The 25,617-nt window shown below is 36.9% G+C and carries 23 protein-coding genes; 9 read left to right on the top strand and 14 right to left on the bottom strand.

Features of this window, described 5'->3' with window-relative positions; all coding sequences use genetic code 11:
* Positions 1-1,080 (bottom strand): DNA replication/repair protein RecF, encoded by a 1,080-nt coding sequence (gene recF, locus H344_RS0103515; RefSeq protein ID WP_026809024.1) that lies wholly within the window; start codon positions 1,078-1,080, stop codon positions 1-3.
* 124 nt (positions 1,081-1,204) lie between these two features.
* Between recF and H344_RS0103510 the strand changes: the two genes are divergently transcribed.
* From H344_RS0103510 to H344_RS0103480, 7 genes are all read left to right on the top strand, one after another.
* A complete protein-coding gene (locus H344_RS0103510) occupies positions 1,205-1,969 on the top strand; it encodes a tetratricopeptide repeat protein (RefSeq protein ID WP_026809023.1) in 765 nt (254 codons plus the stop codon).
* Between the two features lie 5 nt (positions 1,970-1,974).
* On the top strand, positions 1,975-2,457 hold the full coding sequence (gene ribH, locus H344_RS0103505) for a 6,7-dimethyl-8-ribityllumazine synthase (RefSeq protein WP_026809022.1): 483 nt from the start codon (positions 1,975-1,977) through the stop codon (positions 2,455-2,457).
* Positions 2,458-2,597: 140 nt separating this feature from the next.
* Complete coding sequence (locus H344_RS0103500; RefSeq protein WP_026809021.1) at positions 2,598-2,888, top strand: hypothetical protein; 291 nt, start codon at positions 2,598-2,600, stop codon at positions 2,886-2,888.
* Positions 2,888-4,741: a DNA mismatch repair endonuclease MutL gene (gene mutL / locus H344_RS0103495; RefSeq protein WP_026809020.1), complete on the top strand. Its 1,854-nt coding sequence runs from the start codon at positions 2,888-2,890 to the stop codon at positions 4,739-4,741. Before H344_RS0103500 ends, mutL begins: the two co-directional genes overlap by 1 nt.
* Positions 4,742-5,488 carry a rhomboid family intramembrane serine protease gene (locus H344_RS0103490; protein WP_026809019.1) on the top strand — a complete coding sequence of 249 codons (747 nt, stop codon included), beginning with the start codon at positions 4,742-4,744 and terminating at the stop codon, positions 5,486-5,488. It begins immediately after the preceding gene.
* Positions 5,488-6,366, top strand: a complete 879-nt coding sequence (locus tag H344_RS0103485; RefSeq protein ID WP_026809018.1) for a rhomboid family intramembrane serine protease — start codon at positions 5,488-5,490, stop codon at positions 6,364-6,366. The genes H344_RS0103490 and H344_RS0103485 overlap by 1 nt, the downstream gene beginning before the upstream one ends.
* Positions 6,367-6,584: 218 nt before the next feature.
* Positions 6,585-7,397, top strand: coding sequence for an endonuclease/exonuclease/phosphatase family protein (locus H344_RS0103480; RefSeq protein ID WP_240484940.1), 813 nt, complete (start codon positions 6,585-6,587; stop codon positions 7,395-7,397).
* A 508-nt stretch (positions 7,398-7,905) separates the two neighbouring features.
* Here the strand turns inward: H344_RS0103480 and H344_RS0103475 are convergent.
* From H344_RS0103475 to udk, 12 genes are all read right to left on the bottom strand, one after another.
* Entirely contained in the window at positions 7,906-9,219 is a 1,314-nt protein-coding gene (locus tag H344_RS0103475) for a Gfo/Idh/MocA family protein (RefSeq protein WP_051254077.1), read from the bottom strand.
* A 213-nt stretch (positions 9,220-9,432) separates the two neighbouring features.
* Entirely contained in the window at positions 9,433-9,726 is a 294-nt protein-coding gene (locus H344_RS22050; protein ID WP_316929556.1) for a DUF6122 family protein, read from the bottom strand.
* Positions 9,727-9,733: 7 nt separating this feature from the next.
* Complete coding sequence (locus tag H344_RS0103465; RefSeq protein WP_026809014.1) at positions 9,734-10,366, bottom strand: WbqC family protein; 633 nt, start codon at positions 10,364-10,366, stop codon at positions 9,734-9,736.
* A 172-nt stretch (positions 10,367-10,538) separates the two neighbouring features.
* On the bottom strand, positions 10,539-12,272 hold the full coding sequence (lepB, locus tag H344_RS0103460; RefSeq protein ID WP_026809013.1) for a signal peptidase I: 1,734 nt from the start codon (positions 12,270-12,272) through the stop codon (positions 10,539-10,541).
* Between the two features lie 83 nt (positions 12,273-12,355).
* Positions 12,356-13,057, bottom strand: coding sequence for a 4-hydroxy-tetrahydrodipicolinate reductase (dapB, locus tag H344_RS0103455; protein WP_026809012.1), 702 nt, complete (start codon positions 13,055-13,057; stop codon positions 12,356-12,358).
* A 3-nt stretch (positions 13,058-13,060) separates the two neighbouring features.
* The gene (locus H344_RS0103450) at positions 13,061-13,708 is read right to left on the bottom strand and encodes a DUF5683 domain-containing protein (protein ID WP_026809011.1); all 648 of its coding nucleotides are present in this window, start codon (positions 13,706-13,708) and stop codon (positions 13,061-13,063) included.
* Positions 13,701-14,621, bottom strand: coding sequence for a ParB/RepB/Spo0J family partition protein (locus H344_RS0103445; protein WP_026809010.1), 921 nt, complete (start codon positions 14,619-14,621; stop codon positions 13,701-13,703). Before H344_RS0103445 ends, H344_RS0103450 begins: the two co-directional genes overlap by 8 nt.
* Positions 14,621-15,394 carry a ParA family protein gene (locus H344_RS0103440; protein WP_026809009.1) on the bottom strand — a complete coding sequence of 258 codons (774 nt, stop codon included), beginning with the start codon at positions 15,392-15,394 and terminating at the stop codon, positions 14,621-14,623. Before H344_RS0103440 ends, H344_RS0103445 begins: the two co-directional genes overlap by 1 nt.
* Before the next feature lie 149 nt (positions 15,395-15,543).
* Positions 15,544-17,718, bottom strand: a complete 2,175-nt coding sequence (scpA, locus tag H344_RS0103435) for a methylmalonyl-CoA mutase (RefSeq protein WP_026809008.1) — start codon at positions 17,716-17,718, stop codon at positions 15,544-15,546.
* A gap of 122 nt (positions 17,719-17,840) precedes the next feature.
* Positions 17,841-19,223 carry a methylmalonyl-CoA mutase subunit beta gene (locus H344_RS0103430; RefSeq protein WP_026809007.1) on the bottom strand — a complete coding sequence of 461 codons (1,383 nt, stop codon included), beginning with the start codon at positions 19,221-19,223 and terminating at the stop codon, positions 17,841-17,843.
* Entirely contained in the window at positions 19,216-19,548 is a 333-nt protein-coding gene (locus tag H344_RS0103425) for an FtsB family cell division protein (protein WP_026809006.1), read from the bottom strand. The genes H344_RS0103430 and H344_RS0103425 overlap by 8 nt, the downstream gene beginning before the upstream one ends.
* Positions 19,549-19,554: 6 nt before the next feature.
* Positions 19,555-20,163, bottom strand: coding sequence for a uridine kinase (gene udk, locus H344_RS0103420; protein WP_026809005.1), 609 nt, complete (start codon positions 20,161-20,163; stop codon positions 19,555-19,557).
* A 311-nt stretch (positions 20,164-20,474) separates the two neighbouring features.
* On the opposite strand from udk, the gene H344_RS0103415 reads away from it, so the two are divergent.
* Both H344_RS0103415 and H344_RS0103410 read left to right on the top strand, forming a co-directional pair.
* Complete coding sequence (locus H344_RS0103415; RefSeq protein WP_026809004.1) at positions 20,475-21,395, top strand: serine hydrolase; 921 nt, start codon at positions 20,475-20,477, stop codon at positions 21,393-21,395.
* 126 nt (positions 21,396-21,521) lie between these two features.
* Positions 21,522-24,368: an Npt1/Npt2 family nucleotide transporter gene (locus H344_RS0103410; protein WP_034256115.1), complete on the top strand. Its 2,847-nt coding sequence runs from the start codon at positions 21,522-21,524 to the stop codon at positions 24,366-24,368.
* Here the strand turns inward: H344_RS0103410 and H344_RS0103405 are convergent.
* Complete coding sequence (locus tag H344_RS0103405; RefSeq protein WP_026809002.1) at positions 24,358-25,617, bottom strand: serine hydrolase; 1,260 nt, start codon at positions 25,615-25,617, stop codon at positions 24,358-24,360. The genes H344_RS0103410 and H344_RS0103405 overlap by 11 nt on opposite strands.

Genomic DNA, 25,617 nt, shown 5'->3' with positions numbered 1-25,617 from the left:
CTATAATTTAAATATTTTATATGATTGATTTGTGTTTTTAACCGCATTTTCTGTTCTTTCAGTGTGGGTGTCACTAAGGAATATCTGTCCAAAATTATCTTCGTCCACCAGTTGGATAATATGAGTTACCCTGTTTTCATCCAATTTATCAAAAATATCGTCTAATAGTAATAATGGCGTACTTCCAGCTTGTTTTTTAATGAACTGAAACTGTGCAAGCTTTAGGGCGATTAGAAAAGATTTTTGTTGACCTTGACTCCCGAATTTTTTTATAGGATGACCGTCAATGGAGAAAAGTAAATCGTCTCTGTGAATACCTGTACTGGTATATTGCAGTGCTCTGTCTTTTTCTAGACTCTCCTCCAATAAAGTTACAAGATCATTCTCTATCAGCTTGCTTTGGTATGTTAAATCTACAGGTTCTTTTCCGCCAGAAATAGCAAGATATTGTTCTTGGAAGATAGGGATAAACGATTCTATAAATGCGAGTCTCTTGTTAAAAATTTCTTGCCCGTACTGCTGTAATTGTTCGTTGTATATGTTTAGGGTGATTTTATCAAAAGTATGATTAAAGGCGAAATACTTTAATAGAGAGTTTCTTTGAGCAAGTACTTTATTGTATTTAATGAGGTTTTGGAGATAGGTTTTGTCCGATTGTGAAATCACCCCATCCATAAATTTTCGTCTAGTTTCGCTTCCTTCAATAATTAGGTCTCGATCTGCTGGAGAGATAATTACTAGGGGTATAAAACCAATATGGTCTGAGAATTTGTCGTAAGCTTTTGCATTTCGCTTAATAACTTTCTTCATACCCTTTTTAAAGCTACAAAGAATTTTTTCTTCTCGCTCTTCTTTTTGGAATTCTCCTTCAATTACAAAAAAATCTTCATCATGCTTTATGTTTTGGGTGGCTATAGGATTAAAATAGCTTTTCCCAAAAGAAAGGTAGTAAATGGCATCCAAAACATTTGTTTTGCCTACCCCATTATCGCCTACAAAGCAATTAATCTTGGTGTCAAAGTCAAAGCTTTGAGAGGCAAAATTTTTATAATTAATAAGCGATAATTTCTTTAGAAACATTCTGCGAAGTAAATTTTTTATTTTCCAATAGTCAAGCAAAGTTTAAAATATCTAAAATTAACCATAAATACTAAGCGGATTTTGGATAAAAACTATATTTTTGCGGCACTAATCAAATTCTATAATGGCAACTTACAAGAAAAGAGGTTATAAACCGAAAAATAAAGAAGAGGAGAATCAATTAGATCAGCAGGAAAGTACTACTGCAGAAGTGTTTAGCTCATTAGATGAAGGGGCTTCTAGATCTGAGGAATGGGTTTCTAAAAACCAGAACTATATTTTAGGTGTGATAGGTGTTATCGCTGTAGCTGTATTAGGGTATATGGCTTACTTTCAGTTTGTAGAAAAACCAAAGGCTGAAAATGCTGCTAACGAGATGCTTTATCCGCAACAATATTTTGATCAAGCTCTTTTTGCTACAACGGAAAAAGACTCTTTATTCACTTTAGCATTGAATGGTGCAGAAGGTAAGTTTGGGTTTTTAGATATTATCGAGGAGTACAATGGAACACCTGCTGCTAATTTAGCTAAGTATTCCGCTGGTATGGCATATTTAAATATGCAGAAATATGATGAGGCTATAAAGTATTTGGAAGGTTTTTCTTCTAAGGATTTAATCTTAGGAGCTGTTGCTAAAGGAGGTATCGGTGATGCTTTTTTACAATTGAATCAACCAGATGATGCTTTAAGTTATTATGAAAAGGCAATATCTCATAGCACTAATGAGTATACCACACCTAAATACTTATATAAAGCAGGGGTTACAGCGCTAGATTTAAATAAAAAAGACAAGGCGCTTAAATATTTCCAAAGAATTAAAAACGAGTTCTCTTCTTCTGAAGAGGCTAAAACCATTGACGCTTTTATAGGTAAGGCAAAAAGTATCTAAGTAAGATGGCAATAAAAAAACAGAATTTATCGGATTATGATAAAACAACTGTCCCAAACGCGAAAGATTTTCGGTTTGGGATTGTTGTTTCTGAATGGAATGAGAATATTACAGAAGGACTTTATAATGGAGCTATAGAAGCTTTATTGGATTGTGGAGCCAAAGAAGAAAATATAATTCGTTGGAACGTTCCTGGTAGTTTTGAACTTCCTTTTGGAGCAAAGAAAATGATCAATACTAAAAAAGTTGATGCAGTAATTGTAATCGGGAGTGTTATTAAGGGAGAAACCATGCATTTCGATTTCGTTTGTGGTGCAGCAGCGCAGGGCATTATGGATCTGAATGTGAAAACAGAGACCCCTGTTATATTTTGTGTTCTAACTGATAATAATATGGATCAAGCTATTGCTCGTAGTGGTGGTACACATGGTAATAAAGGTACAGAAGCTGCTATTGCTGCGATTAAGATGGCTCATTTGGGAAATTAATTCTCTTTCCTCCTTTCTATTTATTAAATTAAGCAGCAGATAATGCTGTAATGCTCCTATTGCCTTTAAATGTTAACATATTTTAGCAACTCGGGTACAGCATATTTTTCTATTTTGAGTAACTTTGGGAATCTAATATTATGGGAAAGTTTTCAAGATTACGTAAAAATAAGAAGTTCAGTTATACGCCGCGTTACTATGACGATAAAGGTGAGGGGAACCCTTTTAAAATTGAACATAAATTAGATAAGTTTAGGCCTACTATGGATGGCCGTTCTGGGCTTAAAGGTAAGTTCTCTAGGGCTATTGAAGACCTGAAACGAACAGGAAATCGAGACCAGAACATTAGATTGGTTGTTATAATAGCAATCCTAATTTTTATTTTTCTTTATATAATAGATTTCGATCTATCTATTTTTACTTCTAAATAATGGCAGATATCATTCAACTTTTGCCAGATCATGTAGCTAATCAGATTGCTGCAGGAGAAGTGGTGCAACGTCCCGCTTCCGTTGTTAAAGAACTAATGGAGAATGCTATAGATGCAGGTGCATCTACCGTTAAACTAATAGTAAAGGATGGAGGTAAAACGCTAATCCAAGTTATAGATGACGGTGTTGGTATGAGTGCTACCGATGCCAGACTTAGTTTTGAGCGACATGCTACTTCCAAAATCAGAAAGGCCGAAGACCTTTTTAATTTAAGTACCAACGGATTTAGGGGAGAAGCTTTGGCTTCTATTGCTGCTATTGCTCATGTAGAAATGCAGTCTAGAACAGAGCAGGATGAGGTGGCCACACATATACGCATAGAAGGTAGCAAAGTAATCTCACAAGAAGTTACTGTTGCACCAAAAGGGACTAGTATGATGGTGAAGAATTTATTCTTCAACATTCCTGCTAGGCGTAATTTCTTAAAATCTACCCAAGTAGAATTAAGGCATATTATTGATGAATTTCATAGGGTAGCATTGGCGCATCCATCCATATCCTTCCACTTTTATAATAATGGTAATGAAATCTTTAATTTACCAATTTCCAATGATCGCCAAAGGATTGTAAATGTTTTTGGAGGCAAAACCAATGAAAAATTGGTTCCTGTAAAGGAAGAAACTCAGGTGGTTTCTATAAGTGGTTTTATTTGTAAGCCAGAATTTGCAAAAAAGAGTAGAGGAGAGCAATTCTTTTTTGTTAATAATAGATTTATAAAAAGTCCTTATTTGCATCACGCAATTGTGGCTGCTTTTGATGGCCTTATAAAAAAAGACAGCCATCCAGGGTATTTCCTTTATTTAACAGTAGACCCAGGAGCTATAGATATCAATATACATCCTACTAAAACAGAGGTCAAATTTGATGATGAGCACACGCTATACGCTATCTTACGATCTACCGTTAAACATAGTTTAGGACAATTTAATGTAATTCCAAGTTTAGATTTTGATCAGGATCAGAATTTGGAAACGCCTTATGATTATAAAAACAAATCAGTAGAACAGCCACGAGTGGTTGTAGATTCTGGATTTAATCCGTTTAAGGAAGAATATTCAGCTACTAGAGGAGGAGCAACTAGTGTAAAGAAGCCTGCTACAAAAGGATGGGAGTCGCTTTATTCTGGAATGGAATCTCAGGGAGAGAAAAACACCGATTTCAGTAGTATCAGTTTTGAGTCTGATACTATTACTGGATCTATTTTTGACGATAGCAAGATTGGTGTAGATGCGGTTACAACTACCTTTCAGTTAAGACGAAAGTATATAGTAACCACTATAAAATCTGGTATGGTGGTTATAGATCAAAGTAGGGCGCATCAGCGAGTACTCTATGAGAATTTTCTTAAAAATATTACCGTTAAAGAAGCGGTGAGCCAACAATTGTTATTTCCATTATCTTTAACTTTTTCCAAGGCCGATCGGGATATTATCATGGAGATTAAAGAAAACTTAATCAGTATTGGTTTCGATTTTGAAGCTATTGGAGAAGAGGAGATTAAAATAAGTGGGGTGCCTTTATCGGTCCCCGAAAGCGAGGTAGACATGATATTAGATCAGTTGATTTCTGACTACCAACAAGATTTTGTGGTGGACGGATTTTCGCAGACAGACGTGCTATCTAAAACCTTAGCTAAATCCTTGGCAGTAAAAACTGGGGAAGTGCTCGATAGGGATTCGCAATTGGCATTGGTTAACGATTTGTTTGCCTGCAAGGAATCTCGATTAAGTCCTTTTAATAAATCAATATACGTTACTATTACTGAGGACGATATTGATAAAAAATTTATATAAATGGGTAGAATTACGGATGCAGTAAAGCATTTGATTATTGTAAATGGGCTATTTTTTATAGCTACTTACTTGTATGGAGACCAAATGTATCAGTGGTTTTCCTTATGGTTTCCAAAAAATGGTAACTTTGAATATTGGCAGGTACTTTCCCATATGTTTATGCATGGTGGGTTTATGCATATTTTGTTTAATATGTATGCGTTATGGGCATTTGGCTCGCCCTTAGAAAGAATGTGGGGTAGAAATAAATTTCTATTCTTCTATTTTTCAGCAGGATTAGGGGCTGCATTAATTCATACTGGGGTAAACTACTATTATTTTAATCAGGGAATGGAGGCCTTGGTAAATTCAGGAATCCCTAGGGAACAAATAATGGAGATTGTTACCAATGGAAAGTACAGTCCTAATTGGTATAACATAGCTTCAAAGGATACGATAGATAATTTCTTGAGTGCTATTAATACCCCGGCTGTAGGGGCTTCTGGGGCCATTTATGGAGTTTTGGTTGCTTTTGCGATGTCTTACCCTAATGCCGAACTGTTCTTGATGTTTATACCAGTTCCGGTAAAAGCAAAGTATTTTATTCCAGTAATTATTGGACTCGATTTGTTTTCAGGGGTTACGGGGTACTCAATCTTTGGAAGCGGAATAGCACATTTTGCTCACGTGGGAGGCGCCTTATTCGGGTTTGTAATGATGTGGTATTGGAAGAAAAATCAGTTTAATAATAATCGATGGGATCTATAATGCGTAATCAGAATATTTCATACTATTATAATCGGTTAAGTATAGCCGAGAAGCTAATAGTGTTTAATGTTGCCGTATTTATTGTTGGCGGCCTGATTAATTTGTTATTTGCCCTTCCCGTAAATAATGGGGTGGATCGTTGGTTCCGAATTCCTAAGGATTTCTTCGATTTTCTTACCCAACCATGGTCATTAATAACCTATTCCTTTTTTCATTCCGGAATAGGGCATATTTTCTGGAATATGATAATGCTCTACTTTGCGGGAAGAATCTTTTTAAATCTCTTTGATAAGAAAAGGTTTATCAACGTTTACTTCCTAGGAGTAATCTTTGGCGGGATGATCTTTTTATTGAGTTATAATATTTTCCCTGCTTTAATAGGTCAAAATACTTCTCTAATTGGAGCTTCTGCTGGGGTAACGGCAGTTCTAATATTTATTTGTACCTATTTACCCAATCAAGAGGTTCGCGTTATATTTTTTAATATTAAGCTCTGGCATATAGGGGTGTTGGTAGTGCTAATGGATTTAATTCAAATTTCATTGGGTAACAATATTGGTGGAGGTTTAGCCCATATAGGAGGCGCTGCCCTAGGATATTATTATGCAAGTCAGCTCCCTAAGGGAAATGATATTGGTAGCTGGTTTTCAAACCTATTGGATAGCTTTCGCAATATGTTTAAGGGGAAAGAAAAAAAGGCGTCTATGAAGACCGTATATAGGAGGGAAAGTAAATCCTCTAAAACTACAAGGAGCTACGATAAGGAAAGTCGGCAGCGAAAAATTGATGCTATTTTAGATAAAATTAGTAAGTCTGGCTACGAAAGTCTCTCTAAGGCTGAAAAGGATTTTTTATTCAAAGCAGGTAAGGAAGATTAAGAAAGGTGGGAAACTTAATTAACAAATTAATATTCCTACTTAATGGGCTTTTAGCTCTTCTCTTGGTATTGGCGTGCTTTGCACCTTACATTCCAGTAACACATGTTCCGATTATGTTGTTATTATCGCTTACGGTGCCCCTCCTAGTATTATTTAACTTTCTATTTTTTTGTTATTGGTTGCTTCAAGGGAGTCGTAACCTTGTATTATCTGGCCTTGTGTTGACGGTAGGTTATCTTGCGTTGGGTACATTTTTTAAGTTTCAAGCATCAGAAAAGCCTATTAGTGATGGTGAGGTGAGTATAATGAGTTTTAATACCCGAGGATTTAATAGGTCTGCAACCATAAAGGATACAACTGTAGGTACCCAGATTGTAGACCTAGTAAAAGCAGAAGATCCAGACATTGTATTTTTCCAGGAGTTTGATTACACAAAAAAGAAAGGCGAAGACTTTAATCAATACGACTATAAGTACGTGGATTTTGAATATGGACATAAAAAGGTGGTTCTTGCGATATATTCTAAATTCCCAATTATAGCAAAGGGGTCATTGGATTTCCCTGATAGTAGCAATAATGCCATTTATGTGGATGTAGTCCTAAAAAAGGATACGGTAAGGATGTACAATGTGCATTTAGAATCTCATAAGGTGGTGCCTACTGTAGAAGAATTCAACAAAGAGTCTAAGACCAGATTATTTAAACGAATAAGTGGTTCTTTTGCTAAACAGCAAGAACAGGTGGCTATTTTTCAGGAGCACCGGGATGCTACTCCCTATAAGAAAATTGTTTGTGGTGATTTTAATAATACCCAGTTTTCTAATGTCTATCACGTTATTAAAGGAGATATGCAGGATACTTTTATGGAGCAGGGTGTTGGATATGGACGAACGTTTAATTTTAAATATTATCCCCTTAGGATAGATTTTATATTAGTAGATAAGGCCTTTCAGGTAAAGGCTCATAAAAACTTAGATGTAAAACTGTCTGACCATTTTCCGCTTATGGCTTCTTTTGACCTTGTAGACTAACGGTGGCATTTTTTTAATTACAGCTCATAATTCTAAACGATATCGGTTTGTTTGTATTGTTAATTGAAGTAAGTTGGCCAACTACCCATACAATTAAGTGGTAGGGCATCCAACTTATTAGTGCTATAAGGTCATTTAAGATGTTTTAAGGCGTTCTTCACCTTATGTTAGCTATATCCTTAAAACAGTTCGTATAGGGTTTGTTCTGCATAGGTTATTCCTATATGAAAGTCTATGGCATAAAGATTTCTAAATTGAGTTTAATTCCCTTCTAATTCCTTTTTTAATGAAAGATTTACTTATGCTATTTACAAGCTTTCCGTTTACGATTGTTTTGATGGTCCCATCAACGCAGACTACTGTATAACTATCCCAAAACTTAATGGCATTCCTAGAAACAAGGTAGGGATAAGCTTCATCTTAATAAGCTGTTATGCAATAAAATCAAACCACAAGACGTATAAAACGCCATGTGGTTTAATTAGTCAATTTTTAATTAAAAGTGGGGTTAAATAAACTTAGTTTTACCGGGAATAGCCACAGGTGCAGAAGGCCATACTAGATCCCAATTGTATTCGTCTATTTTTGGCCCTAGCTCTTCTTTAGAGTTAAAGGCTTGCTCCCAAGTTATAGTTTGTCCAGTGTACCCAACCATACGAGCCCAAATTGCTAGCATAGTACTCTTTGCCATCCATTCCCCATCGTTCATAGGTTTGCCGTTTCTAATGGAGGCAAATAGTTCATCGTGTTCAGTTTGGAACATATTATTTCTTTCTCCTCGGTAGGTATAGCTGTTTTTTCCGGTAATTTCATACCTACGTCCTATGTTAGTAATAGAAGACCCATCACTACCCAGTACCTCTACGCTGTTCCTATGGGAGGTGTTGTTTTGTTGTCTAGTAAAGTGATAGCCCTTAGCTCCATTTTCATATTCGAATTCTACTGCAAAATGATCGTATATGTTACCGTATTTACTGTCTACACGTACTTGTCTGCCTCCAGTTCCTGTGGCGCTTATAGGCATCTTATCGCCCATAACCCAAGACATCATATCTAGGCTGTGTACAGCTTGCTCTACTACTATATCACCAGACAGCCAATTGTAATAATACCAATTGCGCATACGGTAGGTCATGTCTGTCCAATCTGGCTGGCGCTCCTTATACCAAGCTTCCCCTCCATGGCGGAATGTTGTAACAGTTCTTATATCTCCTATCTGTCCGTCTAAAACGCGTCCAAAGATGGCTCTGTTGGGGTAATCATACCTAAAACAGAAGCCAGAAACTAATGACAGGTTTTTTTCCTTGGCTTTTTTGGCAGCAGCTAATACTTTGTGTACACCCGGTGCATCTACCGCTACAGGTTTCTCGCAAAACACGTGTTTCCCAGCTTCTACTGCAGCATTTAGGTGGTCTGGTCTAAAGGCTGGTGGAGTAGTAAGTAATACCACATCTACGCCAGAATCTATTACTTTTTGATAGGCGTCAAATCCTATGAATTTGTTTTCTGGAGCAACTTTTACCTTATCTCCCATTGCTTTCTGCAACTCCTGATGTGCCAAATTCAATTTATCTTCAAAAACGTCCCCCATTGCGTATAGGATTACGTTAGGATCTGCTTGCAAGGCTTGTGCAGCAGCTCCAGTACCTCGGCCCCCACAACCGATTAATCCTACCTTTAAGGTAGAATCTTTGTAAAGGCTAGTGGCTCCAAAAGATACTGCCGGGGATACAAGGGATCCCCCGATTAAGGCAATACCAGATTTTTTTATGAATTCTCTTCTGCCAGAAGGAATGGGGTTGTGAAATTTATGATCTCCCATAACACTTTATTGGTTTATTATATTGTATTTAAATCAAGAGTACAAAATAGCAATAATTTTCTAAATAAGTGCAATTGCTTGTTGATGCCTGCTTTATAATTGATTTAGCAAGAAATAGTAATAATTTTATTTACACTGCTCCGAGGTCACCCTAATTTGGATTCAATATTAAAATATAGGCTTATTAATTGGCCTAGTAGAGCAACCTGTTTATTACATTAGAAGACAATCTGTAATATCCGCTATAATATGAATTACGAATGCTAGACCGAATATTCTGGTCTTTTTGGGAATTAACATTAAGCAATAGATTGCTATTGCCCAATAGGTGTGTAAGGGGTGGAAATTAATACTACATCGGTTAGGATCAAAGATTGGGTTTGCCCATAAATGGTCTATATCAATGATTATACCCGCCAAAAGAATTATAATGGCTTTCCATTTATATTCTTTATAAAAAAGAAGACCGACCAAAATGGGTACTAGGAAATGGATTCCATAGTGCATAAACCACCTAAGCATGATGGAGTCTTAAATTTACATTTTTGAGATAAGATAGGGTGTTGGTGCCTTCATTGAACAGAAGGTCTAATATGCTTAGATTAGAAATAAAGGGGTTTCTATCGTTAAAAACTTGAACATACTCAGGTTGATCAAACTCCAATTTAATTTTAGAATTAATAAAATGACGCCCGTCTATTTTATCGATTACTGTTGGCTCGTATATAATGGTTTTATCAGTAGGCATCTCTATTTGTAGGCACTCACAAATAGTTTCAATTGTCTTCAGGTTAAATTCCATTAAAGAGGGAAAAGTCTCTTTGTAAAGGGGGGCTATATCATCTTCGTAAAACTCAAAAAAAGGAGAGGTCCGATATGCCGTTTGCAAGGTGCGCCAGTGTTGTCTTTGCCATTGGTAATTATTGTCAATAGCTACATTGGCATATAACTGTTTGTTGCTGTTGTTACCAATATGCTTAATAGGAATGTTAAGCATGTGCTTTCCCGTATCTGTGCTTATATAGCAACGATTTCTAAAAGTCTGCTTTTGATAATTGTCTTTTGTCTCCCAACAAATATCATTCTGAACAATGGCCGCGAAGTTGGCGATGTTTAAAAAATATCCTGGATGAAGAAGCAACTGCATTTTTTAATGAATCTATTTGTTAATGTATTAATCTAAAAATAAATTAATTTGCCACTAATTCAAGTAACTTTAGGCGATATGGGGAATGATGCAATTTTTAAGTTTGTATCTACTGTAATTTGAAACCTAAGCCTCAAATTAAAAGGTTAATTAAGGCTTAGGGTTGTATAGATTATTTTTTATCTGTTTTCTTCTTTTTTCTGAAATAATCAAAAACAAACCATCCCGCAAGTGCAATTAAAAAGTACTTAAAGTAGGAGGTAGGTTCTCCATCTCCGTGGACCGTAGTAAATACTCTATCCCAACGGATTTTCCAGTTTTTCATTCCATCGTTGATTCCATCTATACTCATCCAAATAAATACTGGCGTGCCTACTATATGGTCTTCTGGAACGTATCCCCAAGTTCTACTATCTTCGGATCGGTGTCTATTGTCTCCCATCATCCAATAGTAATCCTGTTTAAAGGTATAGGAGTTTGCAACCTCTCCATTAATCAGTATCTGATTTCCGTTTACTTTAAGAGTGTTGTCTTCGTATTCCTTAATTATTTTCTCATAAAGAGGAAGCACCTCTAAATTAAGCGCCACGGTTTTCCCTTGTTCGGGGATGTAAATGGCCTGCATATTATCTAAAGTTCCAGGATGTGCTGGATCTTGTGGGAAAAGAGAGGTTTTTTTAGTGGTAAATGCAAGTTTCTCTATGGATATTATACCATCTTTTCCAGTGAAATTTTTGGCTTCTTCCTCTGTTAAATTAAAGATGGCCATATTGCTTACGTCTTCCGACTTTAAATAGTCGCGGACCCTATTATTACTAACATTTCCGGAATAGTAAGTGTAGGCAGAGTCGGACTTTATTTTCTCCATATGCATTGCAGTGATTACTTGGTCTGCATTTTCCAACTCTAAAGAACTGTTGGGGATACGAACTACGTTCCCAGCAAAATTTTCTCTTCCTAATATATCTATTGCTGCATTAGAAAAACCGTTTTCTACCGTTACTGTATGCGAGAACATAGGTTTTGCTCTATAAGGCAATACCGTTTTTTTACCGTTGATGTGTACATATCCGTCAACTATAGATAAGGTATCCCCTGGTATACCTACGGCACGTTTTACGTAATTTGATTTTTTATCGATGGGTTTGCGTACTCCTTCTTGTTGCTTAAAGAATTGGTAGACCGTATCGGCAGGCCAGCTAAACACTACAATTTCATTCCTTTTTACTTTTTTAAAGCCGGGGAGACGCATATAAGGAAGCTGTAGTTTATTCCAAAATGATGTTTTATAGGTAGCGGGATCTACATCGGCTACATATGATCTTGTTTTTAGAATAGGTAGGGTATCATGTACCATTGGTGCGGCTACGGTGGTCATCGGAACACGTGCCCCATAATGGAATTTACTCACAAAAAGGAAGTCGCCCACCAACAGTGTTTTTTCCAAAGAGGAAGTAGGGATAACATAAGGTTGAATTATATAGGTGTGAACTAAAGTAGCTGCAACGATGGCAAATACTATGGAGCTTACCCATTCCCCTAAAGCGGTTCTTGGATGAAGATCCCTGTTTTCTATATAGGTGACCTCTGTAAAATAATTTACATAGTAGATATATAAACCTAAGGTAAGTATGGCCAACCAAGTATCTAAAAGGCTGTTTTTGCCAAAACTTCTAAGTGTTTCTACCCATACCACAGGGAACATTAATAGGTTAATAATAGGTATAAATAACAGAATTACCCACCATTTAGGCCTATTGATAATTTTCATTAAGATTATGGCATTGTATACTGGTATAGCTGCCTCCCAAGCTTTTCTACCTGCCTTTACGTATAATTTCCAGGTTCCTAAAAAATGTACTACCTGAATGATAAGAATAAAAATAATCCACTGTGTACCGTTCATATCCGTATGCTGATTTTGGATTGTTGTTTATAAATTAACAATCAATCTTTTAAGTCTTTCTTTGTTGGTGATTGTTACGCTCCTTAACTAAGGTTTAACACATCTTTCATAGAGAATACACCTTTCTTATCTTGTATCCATTCTGCTGCTATCACTGCTCCTAGGGCAAATCCTTCGCGATTATGAGCGGTGTGTTTTATCTCAATGCTATCTACTTCACTATCGTAGGTAACGGTATGGGTACCTGGAGTATCATCAATCCGTTTTGCTGTAATAGGGATTTCGTTAGCGTCAGCATTATCTAGCTTCCATGCAGAATAGTCAGTTTCATTTATTACCCCTTCAGCTAAAGTTATAGCCGTACCACTAGGAGCATCTAATTTTTGAGTATGGTGAATCTCCTCCATACTTACCTGATATTGCTTTAGATTTCCCATCATTTTTGCCAAATAGGAGTTTAGTTCAAAGAACAGGTTTACCCCAAGGCTAAAATTGGAAGCATAAATAAATGCGCCATTATTTTCTTTACATATCCGTACAGCATTGTCGTAATCTTCTAACCATCCTGTGGTACCACAAATTACGGGAATGTTGTTTTCCATGCATGTTTTTATATTATCAAAAGCAGCACTTGGCATACTGAAATCTATGGCTACATCTATTTCAGAGAAGTTTATTTCCGTTGTGTCTACGTCAATTTTTGCTACTATGGTATGGTTTCTTTTTAGGGCGATTTGTTCAATCATTTTCCCCATTTTACCATATCCGAACAAGGCAATATTCATCAATTAAAATTTTATAGTTAATGCCATTCCGTAAACTGGGTTGGCTGTGAGGGCGTCTGTATCCAAGAAAGGTTTAAAATCTAAACTTAGATCATCGTCCACGTTAAATTGTTTTAAATGGGCGTCTACATTGGCATCTACAATATTAAGAACGTACATTCCAATTGTGACTAATAGCCAAAGGTCTCTGTCTCGCTGGTATCTATCCTGGGCATTTTCCAAGGCTGTGTCGGAAAAGTCTGGTGGGGAACCTGGTGGATTTGGCGTCCCTAGGTCGTAGAATTCATCATCGGTAAATCCGGCTTGCCTGCGTTTAAAAGCAGTCCTAAATCGATCGTACAGATCATCATTGTATTTATAGGCGTATACTCCAGTCCCGATTGCTGCGTATACAATGGGTACTTTCCAGTAGCGTTTGTTGTAGATTTGACCTAGGCCCGGGAAAACGGCGGAATAAAAAGCGGCTTTACTAGGAGCTAAGGGATTAATTCCTTTCTTTTTAATTTTAAGGGTGTCTATTGCTGTAAATCCCTTTTCATTAAGGGCTACTTTTACAGAATCGGATTCTTGTTTTTTATCCTCTTTTTCTTGGGCAAACCCAAAAGAGACAACCAGAAAACATGCTACTAGTGATAGAAAGAAATTACTCACCCGTAATCAATTTTTTTATCCGATTAAATTCTTCCTGAGAGTGAAAAGGAATAGTAATCTTGCCCTTCCCTTTTTCTGTAGCCTTAATATCTACCTTTACATCCAAATAGTCTGTAAATCTACTTACACTCCTAGCTATAAATTCTGGACTGCTTTTGGATTTCTGTTGTTTCTTACTCTCAGTAGGTGATGCTGCGGCAGACTTTCTTTCTTGGTACTCCTTTACGGCTTTCTCTGTATTTCTTACGGAAATATTTTCCGTAATAATTTTTTCGTAAAGAGCTATTTGATCTTCTTTTTCTTCTATATTTACTAATGCTCTACCGTGGCCCATACTAACGAAACCGTCTCTTATACCGGTCTGAATAATGGGATCTAAACGCAATAGACGCAGATAATTGGTGATGGTAGAACGTTTTTTTCCTACTCTTTCACTCATTTTTTCTTGAGTCAATTGAATTTCATCAATCAGCCTCTGATAAGAAAGCGCAATTTCTATAGGATCTAGATCTTGACGTTGAATATTTTCTACCAAAGCCATTTCCAAGGATTCCTGGTCGTTGGCAATTCGGATATAGGCAGGAATGGTTTCTAAACCAACTAATTTAGAGGCTCTAAAACGTCGCTCTCCAGAAACTAATTGGTATTTGTTGAAATCTAATTTTCTAACCGTTATAGGCTGTATAACGCCTAATTCTCTAATGGATGAAGCAAGTTCATGTAAGGCTTCGTCATTAAAATTAGAACGGGGTTGAAATGGGTTAACCTCTATAGAGCTTAGGTCTAACTCAACTATATTACCCACCACCTTATCGGCATTCTTGTCGGAAGCCGATTGAATGTCGTTTTCGGGGTCTTTTAATAAGGCCGATAATCCTCGGCCCAACGCTTGTTTCTTTGTCGCTTTCGCCATTATACAGTTTCCTTGTTTTTCACTACTAATTCATTGGCCAAATTTAAATAATTGGCCGCTCCCGTACTACTTGCATCATATTTAATAATGCTTTCGCCATAACTTGGTGCTTCACTTAATCTGACGTTTCTTTGGATAATGGTATCAAAAACCATTTCTGAGAAGTGTTTTTTTACTTCTTCTACCACTTGGTTAGAAAGACGTAATCTAGAATCGTACATGGTAAGTACCATACCTTCTATATCTAATGCTGGATTGTGAATTTTTTGAACACTTTTAATCGTATTCAATAATTTTCCCAATCCTTCTAATGCAAAGTATTCACATTGAATAGGAATCATAACGGAATCTGCCGCTGTAAGGGCATTTAATGTTAAGAGCCCTAAAGAAGGAGCGCAATCTATTAGAATATAATCATACTCGTCTTTCAAGGATGCGATGGCATCTTTCATCATATACTCGCGATTATCCTTGTCTACCAATTCTATTTCAATGGCAACCAAGTCGATATGCGAGGGTATAAGATCCAGGTTAGGGGAAGAAGTGGTCACTATAGTTTCCCTTGAAGATTTAGTATGCTCCAATAATTGATAGGTTCCCATTTCTACAGTCTCCACATCTACTCCTAATCCGGAGGTTGCGTTTGCCTGGGGATCGGCATCAATTAATAATACCTTTTTTTCCAAAACACCTAAAGCAGCTGCTAGGTTCACCGAAGTGGTGGTTTTGCCTACGCCGCCTTTTTGATTTGCTATAGCAATTATTTTGCCCATTATCATAGTAAGTTAGTGGGTAAAAATACGATTATTTACGTTGTTATAAAATGTATTTTGTTAACAGATGGTAAATAAAGTCATAGTACATCACCTACCTCCCAAAAAAACGGCAGGGGGTATGGTGTTAACGACTGTTTTGTAGTCATCTAGTCCATTAGAATCTCTAAAATATGAATCGCCGTATCGCTTATTTTTTTTCCAGGACCAAAAATTGCCACGGCTCCGGATTCATATAAAAAATCGTAGTCTTGTTTTGGTACTACTCCTCCTACAATTACCATAATATCTTCCCGTCCATAACTTTTTAATGCCTCTAGTACTTGGGGTACAAGGGTTTTATGACCGCCTGCTAATGAGGAGATGCCTAAAATATGGACGTCATTTTCTACCGCCTGTTTTGCTGCTTCTGCAGGGGTCTGAAATAAAGGGCCAATATCTACATCAAACCCTAAGTCGGCATAACCTGTAGAAACCACCTTTGCACCACGATCGTGACCATCCTGTCCCATTTTAGCAATCATTATCCGTGGTCTGCGCCCTTCTTGTTCGGCAAACTTATTAGCCATTTCTCGAGCTTTTTCAAAGCTGTTGTCTTCTTTTATTTCTTTTGAATACACTCCAGTAAATGTTTTTATTTCAGCTCTATGCCTGCCAAAAGCTTTTTCCAAGGCAGCACTAATTTCTCCTAAGGTTGCTCTTGCCTTAGCCGCCTTTACCGATAAAGCTAGTAAATTATTTTCATCTCCGTAATTATCGCTACTATTTTTGGATGAAGTAGCTTTCATCTTTATTTCTGCGGCTGCAGAAAGATTGTCTAAAGCGTTCTGAACTTCACTAGTATTTCTATTAGCTTTTAGTTGCTGCAATCGCTCTAGTTGTTGACTTCGTACTTTTGCGTTATCTACTTCCAATATCTGAAAACTATTCCGCTCTTCTTCTGCTAGATACTTATTAACACCCACAATAACATCTTGACCACTATCTATACGCGCCTGTTTTTTTGCCGCTGCTTCTTCTATTCTAAGTTTAGGGATACCAGCTTCTATGGCTTTGGTCATACCGCCTAACTCTTCAACCTCTTGAATTAATTCCCAAGCTTTTTGCGCTATTTCATGAGTTAGGGATTCCACATAATAGCTGCCGCCCCAGGGATCTACAGTTTTGGTTATTCCTGTTTCTTCTTGCAAGAATAGTTGGGTGTTTCGTGCTATTCGAGCAGAAAAATCCGTAGGGAGTGCTATGGCCTCGTCTAAGGCATTGGTGTGTAGGCTTTGGGTTCCTCCAAATACTGCAGCAGAGGCTTCAATAGTAGTTCTCGCAACATTATTGAAAGGATCTTGCTCGGTAAGGCTCCATCCGCTAGTCTGACTATGGGTGCGCAGTGCTAGGGATTTATTTTTCTTAGGGTTAAACTGTTTTACCAATTTAGCCCATAACATTCGGCCTGCCCTCATTTTGGCGATTTCCATAAAATGGTTCATGCCTATTCCCCAGAAGAAAGAGAGTCGCGGTGCAAAGTGATCTATATCTAAGCCTGCTTTTATACCTGTCCTTATATATTCTAATCCATCGGCTAAAGTATAGGCTAGCTCCAAATCGGCAGTAGCTCCAGCCTCATGCATGTGATAACCAGAGATGCTGATGCTGTTAAATTTGGGCATATGTTTACTGGTATACTTAAAAATATCGGCTACAATCTGCATGGAGGGTGTAGGTGGGTAGATATACGTATTCCTAACCATAAATTCCTTTAGGATATCATTTTGGATAGTACCTGCCAATTGATCTAGAGATACACCTTGTTCCTCTGCGGCAACAATATAAAAAGCCATAATAGGAAGAACCGCTCCGTTCATGGTCATGGAAACAGACATTTTGTCTAAGGGGATATCCTTAAAGAGAATTTTCATATCCTCAACCGAGTCTATAGCAACTCCAGCTTTCCCTACATCCCCTACAACTCGCTCATGATCGCTATCGTATCCTCTATGAGTAGGCAGGTCAAATGCTACGGATAGTCCTTTTTGACCCGCTTGTAAGTTACGCCGATAGAAAGCGTTACTCTCTTCGGCTGTTGAAAATCCGGCATATTGCCTAATGGTCCATGGGCGTTTAACATACATAGTGCTATAGGGTCCCCTTAGGTAGGGCGGAATTCCTGCTGCAAAATTTAAGTGTCCTAAGCGTTCCGTATCTTTTTGGGAATAGGAAGGTTTTAAAGGGATGCCCTCTGCAGTTATAAATTGCTCCCCGGTTAATTCGTAATTATGGGAATTATCACTCTTATTAAGTTTTATATGTTGGAGATTTTTTCTAGCCATTGTTTACAAATTATTTTAAAGCGCACCTGAGAAAACTGGTCTAAAACTCCCCCATTGTTTAATCTTTGGGGTTTTAATTTTTCTGATGTAATATAACCAAACTGCCTCTATTAAAACTTAAGTTACTCTTGTTTCAAGCGCTTTTGCTCTAATTCTTCTGATAGCCTTTTCTCTATGATGGGTTCTATCAACGTTTTTCGACTCTTGGTTTTTACAAAAGGATACAATTCCAATTTATCTTTTATTTCTTCTTCCTTAGCAAGGAATTTATTGGTTCCTATAAGGACGGTCTCCTGTTTATTGAACTCCTCCTGTTCCTTACTCGCACTTTCCTTAATTTTTTTCTGGATTAGCTGCTGTTTTAATTGATTTAAAAACCCACCTCCAGCTTCTATCTGTTTAAACAGGTCTAGCGCTTGGGAAGCTAGTTGATGGGTTAATGTCTCTATGTAATAACTGCCATCTGATACATTGCCAACCTTGTTAAAATGGGCCTCCTCTTTTAATAGAAGCAACTGATTTCTGGCCATTCTAGAACTAAAGTCATTATCTTTTTTATATAAAGTATCAAAGGGTAAATTACAAACGGTATTGGCTCCTCCAAGTACGGCCGACATGCATTCTGTGGTTGTGCGAAGCATATTGTTATTATTATCGTACAAGGTTTTGTTTCTTTTGGAAGGACAAGCAATGATATGGCAATTGGGCTTAGCTCCATATTCCTTTGCTAGGGTAGCATACAAAACCCTAAGTGCCCTTAGTTTAGCAATCTCAAAAAAATAATTTCCGCCAATAGCCACCTTAAAAGTAAATAAGGCCGATTTTAAAAGTGATTTATTATTTTTCTCTAAATGGTTAAGGTACTCATTGGCATGTGCCATGGCATAAGCCAGTTGTTGCACCTTGTTGGCACCTGCATTTTCATAAAGGGTAAGATCAACGCTTAGAGTATTGTCATGATTTAATCCGAGGATGCTATCTAGCTGCTGGTGATCCTGCTTCATATTAGAAAACCAGTTGCCAGTGCGTGCTAAATTTCCAACAATATCAATGTTTAAAAAAATATGATGAGCCTTATCTCCTGCGAACTCTAAAATCGATTTGCAATACCCATCCGAAAGGAACTGTAAGTTAAAATAGATGGTGTTTTTATTCAAATCGATATGTCGCAGTAACTCCTTTGGATCTATTGTAGGTGTTGGGATTGTAAAATGAAGATCTTCTGCTCCTTTTTTTATGGCATTTATGGCAATTTTATTAGCGATGGCCGCATTTCCTGCATAAATGGCCTGTCCAACTCCCCACGAATTTTTTAATTGAAAATTGGGTAAATCTAAGTTGGCCAAATCTTCCTTATGGTAGAATGGCTTTGTTTTAATTCCTTCCGGGGATTCCCAAACTAATTGTTCATTATAGTCCTCTCCCATTAGATCTACTTGTATTAGTTGTTTCCATTCTTTTAAAGAAATCTCCCGAAAATCACTAAACAACTCAGAATTACTCATCTTTCTTAGATTTTATACTGTCTTCGTATTCAATTAAATAAATCTCTTCATTCTTCTTTTTCAGATAGTATTGTTCTCTCGCAAACTTTTCTAACTCCTCTGGATCGGAAAGCTTTTCTATGATTTTTTTATCTCTAGAGATTTCCTCTTGTAGAAATTCTCGTTGCTTTTCTAGGTTTCTAATTTCCCTTTTTAATTCCCAATGAATGAGTAGGGAGTTGGTATCAAAAAAAACCATCCATATTAAAAAAGCGGTTAGTACCAATACATACATATTGGTTACTATGGCAAACCATTTTTTCTTCCTTATTTCTTTTATTCCCATAAATAGCTATGCTAGCTTTTGATTAATGATAGACCTAACAATATCTACGGCAACGGTATTGTATTTGTTGTTTGGGATTATTATATCTGCATACTCTTTGGTGGGTTCAATAAATTGATTGTGCATAGGCTTCAAGGTTTTCTGGTACCTATCTAACACTTCATCAAGATCTCTTCCCCGCTCATTAATATCACGTTTTAACCTTCTAATTAATCGTTCATCAGAATCGGCATGTACAAAAATCTTAATATCAAACATATCCCTAATTTGTGGATTGGTCATAATTAATATGCCTTCAACAATCATTACTTTTCTAGGATGGGTAAGGATAGTATCCTTGGTCCTGTTATGGTTTACAAAAGAATACACTGGTTGGTGAACAGGGTTTCCTTGTTTTAATTCCTGTAAATGATTTCCAAGTAGTTCAAAATCGATCGCCCGTGGGTGATCAAAATTTATTTGTGACCGCTCCTCATAAGAAAGATGAGAAAGATCGTTGTAATAAGAGTCCTGGGAAATGACGCCAACCTCCTTATTTGGTAATTCATTGATAATCTGGTTTACTACGGTTGTTTTTCCACATCCGGTTCCTCCTGCAATCCCGATAATTAGCATTTCTAAATATTTTGTTCCAAAAATAGCGATTTGGGATGAAAACCCTTTGATTTTAATTTTGACAATAAGCAAAAAGGTAAGGCCTCCCTTCCTTGTTGGTTTGGGATTTTTATGTGAGTAATTTAAAGTTATGCAGATAAAGTCCCTGTTTGTAGAAAGATACTAAAAGATTTAACATTTACAGGAGGGCTTTTGGCTAAAAAACCATATAAATAAGGGGATTTAAAATAGTAAGCATTTACAAATATTAACAAGGAGTAATTCTATAAATGAATAATTTTGTTTAATATGTTGTAACAGTGATCAATACTATGGGAAATAGACTTTACCTATTTATGCTTACATTTTTATCCGTTATGGGTATATATGCTCAAAAGGAACTTCCAATTAAAGTACGGGATTCTCAGGTGAAACCGTTGGCAAGTTTAGCGAGCACTAGCCTACAGCAAAGTTTAGAACGTGAACTTATGTCTAACCCCAAGTGGAAGGCGTTGATGAAAAATAGAAAAATGGCTGTAGGGATTGTGGATTTAAAAAACCCGGAAGAGGCAAAATATGCTAGTATTAACGGGAACTACATGATGTATGCGGCTAGCTTGCCTAAAATTGCCATTTTATTGTCTTCCATGGATGCTTTAGAAAAAGGGGAACTTAAGGACAACCAGACTATTAGAGAAGATATGAGGCTTATGATTAGTAAATCTAGCAATGCAGCTTCTACAAGGATGATAGATCGATTGGGTTATGATAAGATACAATCCGTGATGACCGATCCTAAATATAAGTTTTATGATGAAGAGCGTGGAGGCGGTCTCTGGGTAGGTAAGCGCTACGGTGGAGGTGGAGCTACTAATAGAGAGCCTCTTAAGAATTTATCCCATGCCGCAACGGTTAACCAAGTATGCCGTTATTATTATTTGTTAGCCAACGGTCAATTAGTAAATAGGGAGAGATCTAAACAGATGCTAGATATAATGGGTGATCCTGAATTGCATCATAAATTTGTAAACACGCTAGACGTTATTGCACCCTCTGCAAAATTGTATCGTAAATCTGGATCCTGGAGAAATTTTCATTCAGACTCGGTTCTAGTCTGGGGGAAGAATCCTAATAGACGTTATATATTAGTTGCTTTAATAGATGATGAATCCGGAGAACAAATTATTCGAGATCTTGTGAAGCCAGTGGAGAAAGTACTACGGGCAGGACGCGCCCAGGTGGCCAATAATTGAATTGCATTACATCATTAGATTTGTGAAGTATTAGGTAGTCCCTGTTACCCATACAAGCACATTTTATTGTAAATTAGATTTGCCCTAATAAGTTATTTGGTATTTAATATACATAAAGCACCACATTTGAACCACCTTTTATCACTGATTAAAATATATATTCTAAAAGCTTTTGATCTAAAGGAGGAGGAGTTGAAAAAAACGCTCCTGCTGCAGTTGAACATATTCCTCATTATAACGGTTCTACTGATTGTAAAACCAACTATTAATTCCTTATTTCTTTCCGAACTCTCTTCTAGTGCTCTTCCTCTAGGGTATGTGCTAACAGCAATTATGGCCATTGGTGGTTCTTATTTTTATGATAGCGCCATGGAAAAGTATGCCCTGAACATAATAGTTGATAGGACTATTATAGGTTCGGTAATTTCATTGGTGCTATTTGGTATCGCATTTAGTTTTAACCTTACTAGCGGATATATCCTTTATATACCCTATGTGTGGGTGGCATTGTTTGGACTGCTTACCGCCTCGCAGTTTTGGATAATGGCTAACCTTGTCTATAACGTAAGGGAGGCAAAACGTGTCTTCGGGTTTATTGGTGCCGGGGCCATAGCTGGCGGAATTTTTGGAGGATATTTAACCTCCTTGTTGACCAAGATACTTTATACAGAGAATTTACTTTTTGTTGCAGCGGCTTTGCTTTTATGCTGTCTTCCCATTACCCGTTACATATGGAGTACAGAAGTAGTTAAATTAAACCCTTTTCAAGTTTCAGGAAGGTCTGTACCTAAAGGAGAATCCCCTTTTAGACTCATTAAACAGTCTAAACTACTGAGCTTAATTGCTCTGGTTATCGGAATTAGTGTGCTAATCGCCAAGCTTGTAGATTACCAATACAGTGATTATGCCTCTAGGTTTATACAAGATCAGGATGAGCTGACCTCATTTTTTGGGTTTTGGTTTTCTACGCTTAGTGTAATTTCTCTATTAATACAATTATTTCTTACCAAGCGAATTGTAGGGACCTTTGGGGTGGGGAAGTCCTTATTATGGTTGCCGACAGGTATTTTAATTGGGTCTGTTCTATTATTGATTCTTCCTCAGTTGTGGGTGGTGGTATTTATTAAAATTGTAGATGGGAGTTTAAAGCAGTCTGTAAATAAAGCGGCAACGGAGCTACTTTCTATACCCATCCCCATAGAAATTAAAAAGAAAACCAAAACCTTTACAGATGTAGTGGTAGATAGCATAGCAACGGGAATGGCCGGTTTTATCTTAATATTCTTTATCAATGCACTAGAAATACCGTCAACTTACATCAGTTTAATCATTATTGTCCTAATTTCTATATGGTTGTATTTTATCTATCACCTTAGAAGGGAGTATATAGTAGCGTTTAAAGGGTTGTTGGAACAACCTGGAGTAAAAAAGGAAAAGGCAGATAAGAAAGAAATAAAAGTTACGTCTATTATAGATACAGTTATCCGGGTGCTTAATAGCGGAACGGAGAATCAGATACTTCACATGCTTCATAAAACTTTAGAGGTGAAGGATGAACGTTTTTTTTATGCCATTAAAAATCTGCTAAGCTATCCTTCTGCCAAGGTGAGGGCTCTTGCTATTGAGAACCTTTATTTTCTTAACACAGAAAATTTATGTGTACCCATTCAGGAACTGATAATGGATAAAGATCAGCAAGTCACCACTTCTGCGTTTAGATATTTGTTGAAGAATTACGATCAAGATCAGGTTCAACTTTTTAATACCTATCTCAATGTGGATGATAATACCATTGCCAATGCTGCTTTAGTAGGCTTGTCCTTAGAATTAAGAAATAATGAGCTATTGCAAAGCCGCTTTAGTTTGGAAGATAGAATAGAAAAAGCATTATCGAAACTTACCTTTTTAAGTTCCGAAGAGGAAAAAACAAATAAGACACAGGCTATTTTGGAAGCTATAGGGAATGCTAAGGTAGAACGGTTTTACGATGTGATAAAGACCCATATAAAGTCTCCTAATAGTGCTGTGGCCAATACTGCAATAACAGCGGCATCTAAAACCTTGAATGAGCAGTTTGTGGGTTTAATTGTTGCTAAGTTACCGGGGAAAGAAACTAGAAAGTCTAGTATAGAAGCCTTATATTTTTTTGGAGAGCCTATAATAGATATTCTATACGAAATGGTATTGAAGGAGAATGAGCTGGAGATGGAAGAAGCTGCGGTAGTAGTATTGGTGATGGAGAAATTTGCCTCGCAAAAAGCTGTTAATACCCTGATAAAACTAACTAGAGAAACTGAGCATACTATAAAAATTGAAGCTATTGAGGTCTTAAAAAGATTGAAATGGAAGTATCCACATTTAAAAATTAACGACCGATTTGTTGTGGAAAGAATATTAGACGAATGCAACTTATATCAAAATACACTTTCCGTTATTCATTCCCAGATTATCATCCGATATAAAAGAAATTCCGAGATACCGGAATCGCGCGAAGAAAACGAGGCCAGAAATAGCTTGATTCATTTGTTGGAAATGCGATTGGATAGGCAATTACAGCGAATCTTTAAGTTTTTAGGCATCAAATACCCTCCCCAGGATGTAGACCCCATACTAAACTCTATACTGCATGGAAAAGAGGAACAACGGATACATGCCATTGAATTTCTAGATAACATCTTAGATATTCAGCTTAAAAAGGAATTGATTCCTGTAGCCGAATCTACCCTTTTAGAAATAGGTTCAGAAAAGAATTTAAAGAATTTGGATGTTAAGGTACTAAGTGAATATGAATGTTATAATATCCTTTTAAAAAGAAAAGATGTTAAACTAAGGTTCGCGGTACTTTACCTAATTGAAAAAATTAACGAGCCAAAATACAATTCCCTTTTAAAAATGGCTTTGGATGATTCTCATGTAAAGGTTAGGAAAAAGGCTGCCGAAATCCTTCAATCCACAGAAAAACCTACTTTTTAATTATTTTATCAATACTGCTAGCCAACATCATATGGTCTGTGGCCGAATTTTTTCGCAATACATTGGTCATTAGAACCACCATATAGGTGCAGTTGTCTGGATGTTCAATAATGGCTACAGAGTTCATAAAATTAGTGATGTTCCCCATATATTTGCCACAAGGTTCACCACTTGTTTTATTACACTGGTACAAACTTCCCGATTTAAAATAAACAGCGGCTTCTTTTAATGAAGGGGATTGTGCATATCTTATCCTGCGATCCGTCATATACATTAATCGCTTCATCTCAAGGCTAGAGGCTTCATCTATAACATTTCCTTGTTCTAATTGGATTAAGAATTTCATTAATCCCAAGGTAGACCCTATACTTCCTCCTTTGTCTCCAACGTATTTATTGGCCCCAGAGGTGAAAAAGCTTCCCAATCGCCATTCATCGGAACTTATGTTCAAATTACGTAATGGTAGGTTTACAATATCGTTGGATAAATCGGTGAGTTCTTTTCTTGGGGTAGTGTTAAAATAAGTATCGGCTTCTTCTTGAGTAAGTTCGGGGTATGCTTGTCCAAAGGCGGCCATTAATAAAGCTTCTCGCCACACTATACTGGCAGCGCCATTATTGCTAACAGAGAGCATATGGTCTGCCCATTCAAATAAGGTAAATACGTCACTAGCAACCACCTGTCTTTTAATAAGTTTATGGGTCTCTACATTAAAAATAGGAACAGTATGTGAATCTGTTAAGCCCCAAACTCCTGACTTAACGGATTTTGAGCGTAATAAATCGATTCGTTTTTCAAAGGAGTCAGGATAAATTTTCGATAATTGATCAAACAGCGCTACCAATACCGCCAATTTACCTACGCTTCCCGGTTGATAGCCTGCAGTTTCGTTCCGCTTTGCAAAGCGAATCTTATTTACATCGGAGATATCCAGAACCGCAAGAGAATAACTTTTATCCAATCCTTTGAAAAGTCCGTTTATTTCTTTCTGAAAATTTTCTTCTATCGTTAAAATGGACTCCAAACTATCCTTCTTTTTTGAAAGTAGATTAAGGTCAATTTCCTCGTAAGATTTATAAGCTCCGGCAGGTAGGGGGGAGGCTGATTTTATTTCTCCACTTTTAACCAGTTCCAAATACTTTAAACGTTTTATTCCCGTGCGTTCATATCCGTCTATGGGGTAAAAGGTTGCCACAGTAAATGCAGAGCAGCATAGTATTAAAAGGTTGTAGATGATATATTTCTGCAT

It is taken from the genome of Arenibacter latericius DSM 15913, assembly GCF_000424985.1.
Classification (GTDB): domain Bacteria; phylum Bacteroidota; class Bacteroidia; order Flavobacteriales; family Flavobacteriaceae; genus Arenibacter; species Arenibacter latericius.
This window is presented reverse-complemented; position numbering and strand designations above follow the sequence as displayed.

Coding starts and splice junctions, on each gene's coding strand:
- H344_RS0103445 (WP_026809010.1), bottom strand. CDS start 14,621: ATGGCGAAAGCGACAAAGAAACAAGCGTTGGGCCGAGGATTATCGGCC.
- ribH (WP_026809022.1), top strand. CDS start 1,975: ATGGCAATAAAAAAACAGAATTTATCGGATTATGATAAAACAACTGTC.
- H344_RS22050 (WP_316929556.1), bottom strand. CDS start 9,726: ATGCACTATGGAATCCATTTCCTAGTACCCATTTTGGTCGGTCTTCTT.
- H344_RS0103485 (WP_026809018.1), top strand. CDS start 5,488: ATGCGTAATCAGAATATTTCATACTATTATAATCGGTTAAGTATAGCC.
- H344_RS0103440 (WP_026809009.1), bottom strand. CDS start 15,394: ATGGGCAAAATAATTGCTATAGCAAATCAAAAAGGCGGCGTAGGCAAA.
- H344_RS0103490 (WP_026809019.1), top strand. CDS start 4,742: ATGGGTAGAATTACGGATGCAGTAAAGCATTTGATTATTGTAAATGGG.
- dapB (WP_026809012.1), bottom strand. CDS start 13,057: ATGAATATTGCCTTGTTCGGATATGGTAAAATGGGGAAAATGATTGAA.
- udk (WP_026809005.1), bottom strand. CDS start 20,163: ATGCTAATTATCGGGATTGCAGGAGGAACCGGATGTGGAAAAACAACC.
- H344_RS0103405 (WP_026809002.1), bottom strand. CDS start 25,617: ATGCAGAAATATATCATCTACAACCTTTTAATACTATGCTGCTCTGCA.
- H344_RS0103425 (WP_026809006.1), bottom strand. CDS start 19,548: ATGGGAATAAAAGAAATAAGGAAGAAAAAATGGTTTGCCATAGTAACC.
- recF (WP_026809024.1), bottom strand. CDS start 1,080: ATGTTTCTAAAGAAATTATCGCTTATTAATTATAAAAATTTTGCCTCT.
- H344_RS0103415 (WP_026809004.1), top strand. CDS start 20,475: ATGGGAAATAGACTTTACCTATTTATGCTTACATTTTTATCCGTTATG.
- H344_RS0103430 (WP_026809007.1), bottom strand. CDS start 19,223: ATGAGTAATTCTGAGTTGTTTAGTGATTTTCGGGAGATTTCTTTAAAA.
- mutL (WP_026809020.1), top strand. CDS start 2,888: ATGGCAGATATCATTCAACTTTTGCCAGATCATGTAGCTAATCAGATT.
- H344_RS0103465 (WP_026809014.1), bottom strand. CDS start 10,366: ATGCAGTTGCTTCTTCATCCAGGATATTTTTTAAACATCGCCAACTTC.
- H344_RS0103510 (WP_026809023.1), top strand. CDS start 1,205: ATGGCAACTTACAAGAAAAGAGGTTATAAACCGAAAAATAAAGAAGAG.
- H344_RS0103475 (WP_051254077.1), bottom strand. CDS start 9,219: ATGGGAGATCATAAATTTCACAACCCCATTCCTTCTGGCAGAAGAGAA.
- scpA (WP_026809008.1), bottom strand. CDS start 17,718: ATGGCTAGAAAAAATCTCCAACATATAAAACTTAATAAGAGTGATAAT.
- lepB (WP_026809013.1), bottom strand. CDS start 12,272: ATGAACGGTACACAGTGGATTATTTTTATTCTTATCATTCAGGTAGTA.
- H344_RS0103500 (WP_026809021.1), top strand. CDS start 2,598: ATGGGAAAGTTTTCAAGATTACGTAAAAATAAGAAGTTCAGTTATACG.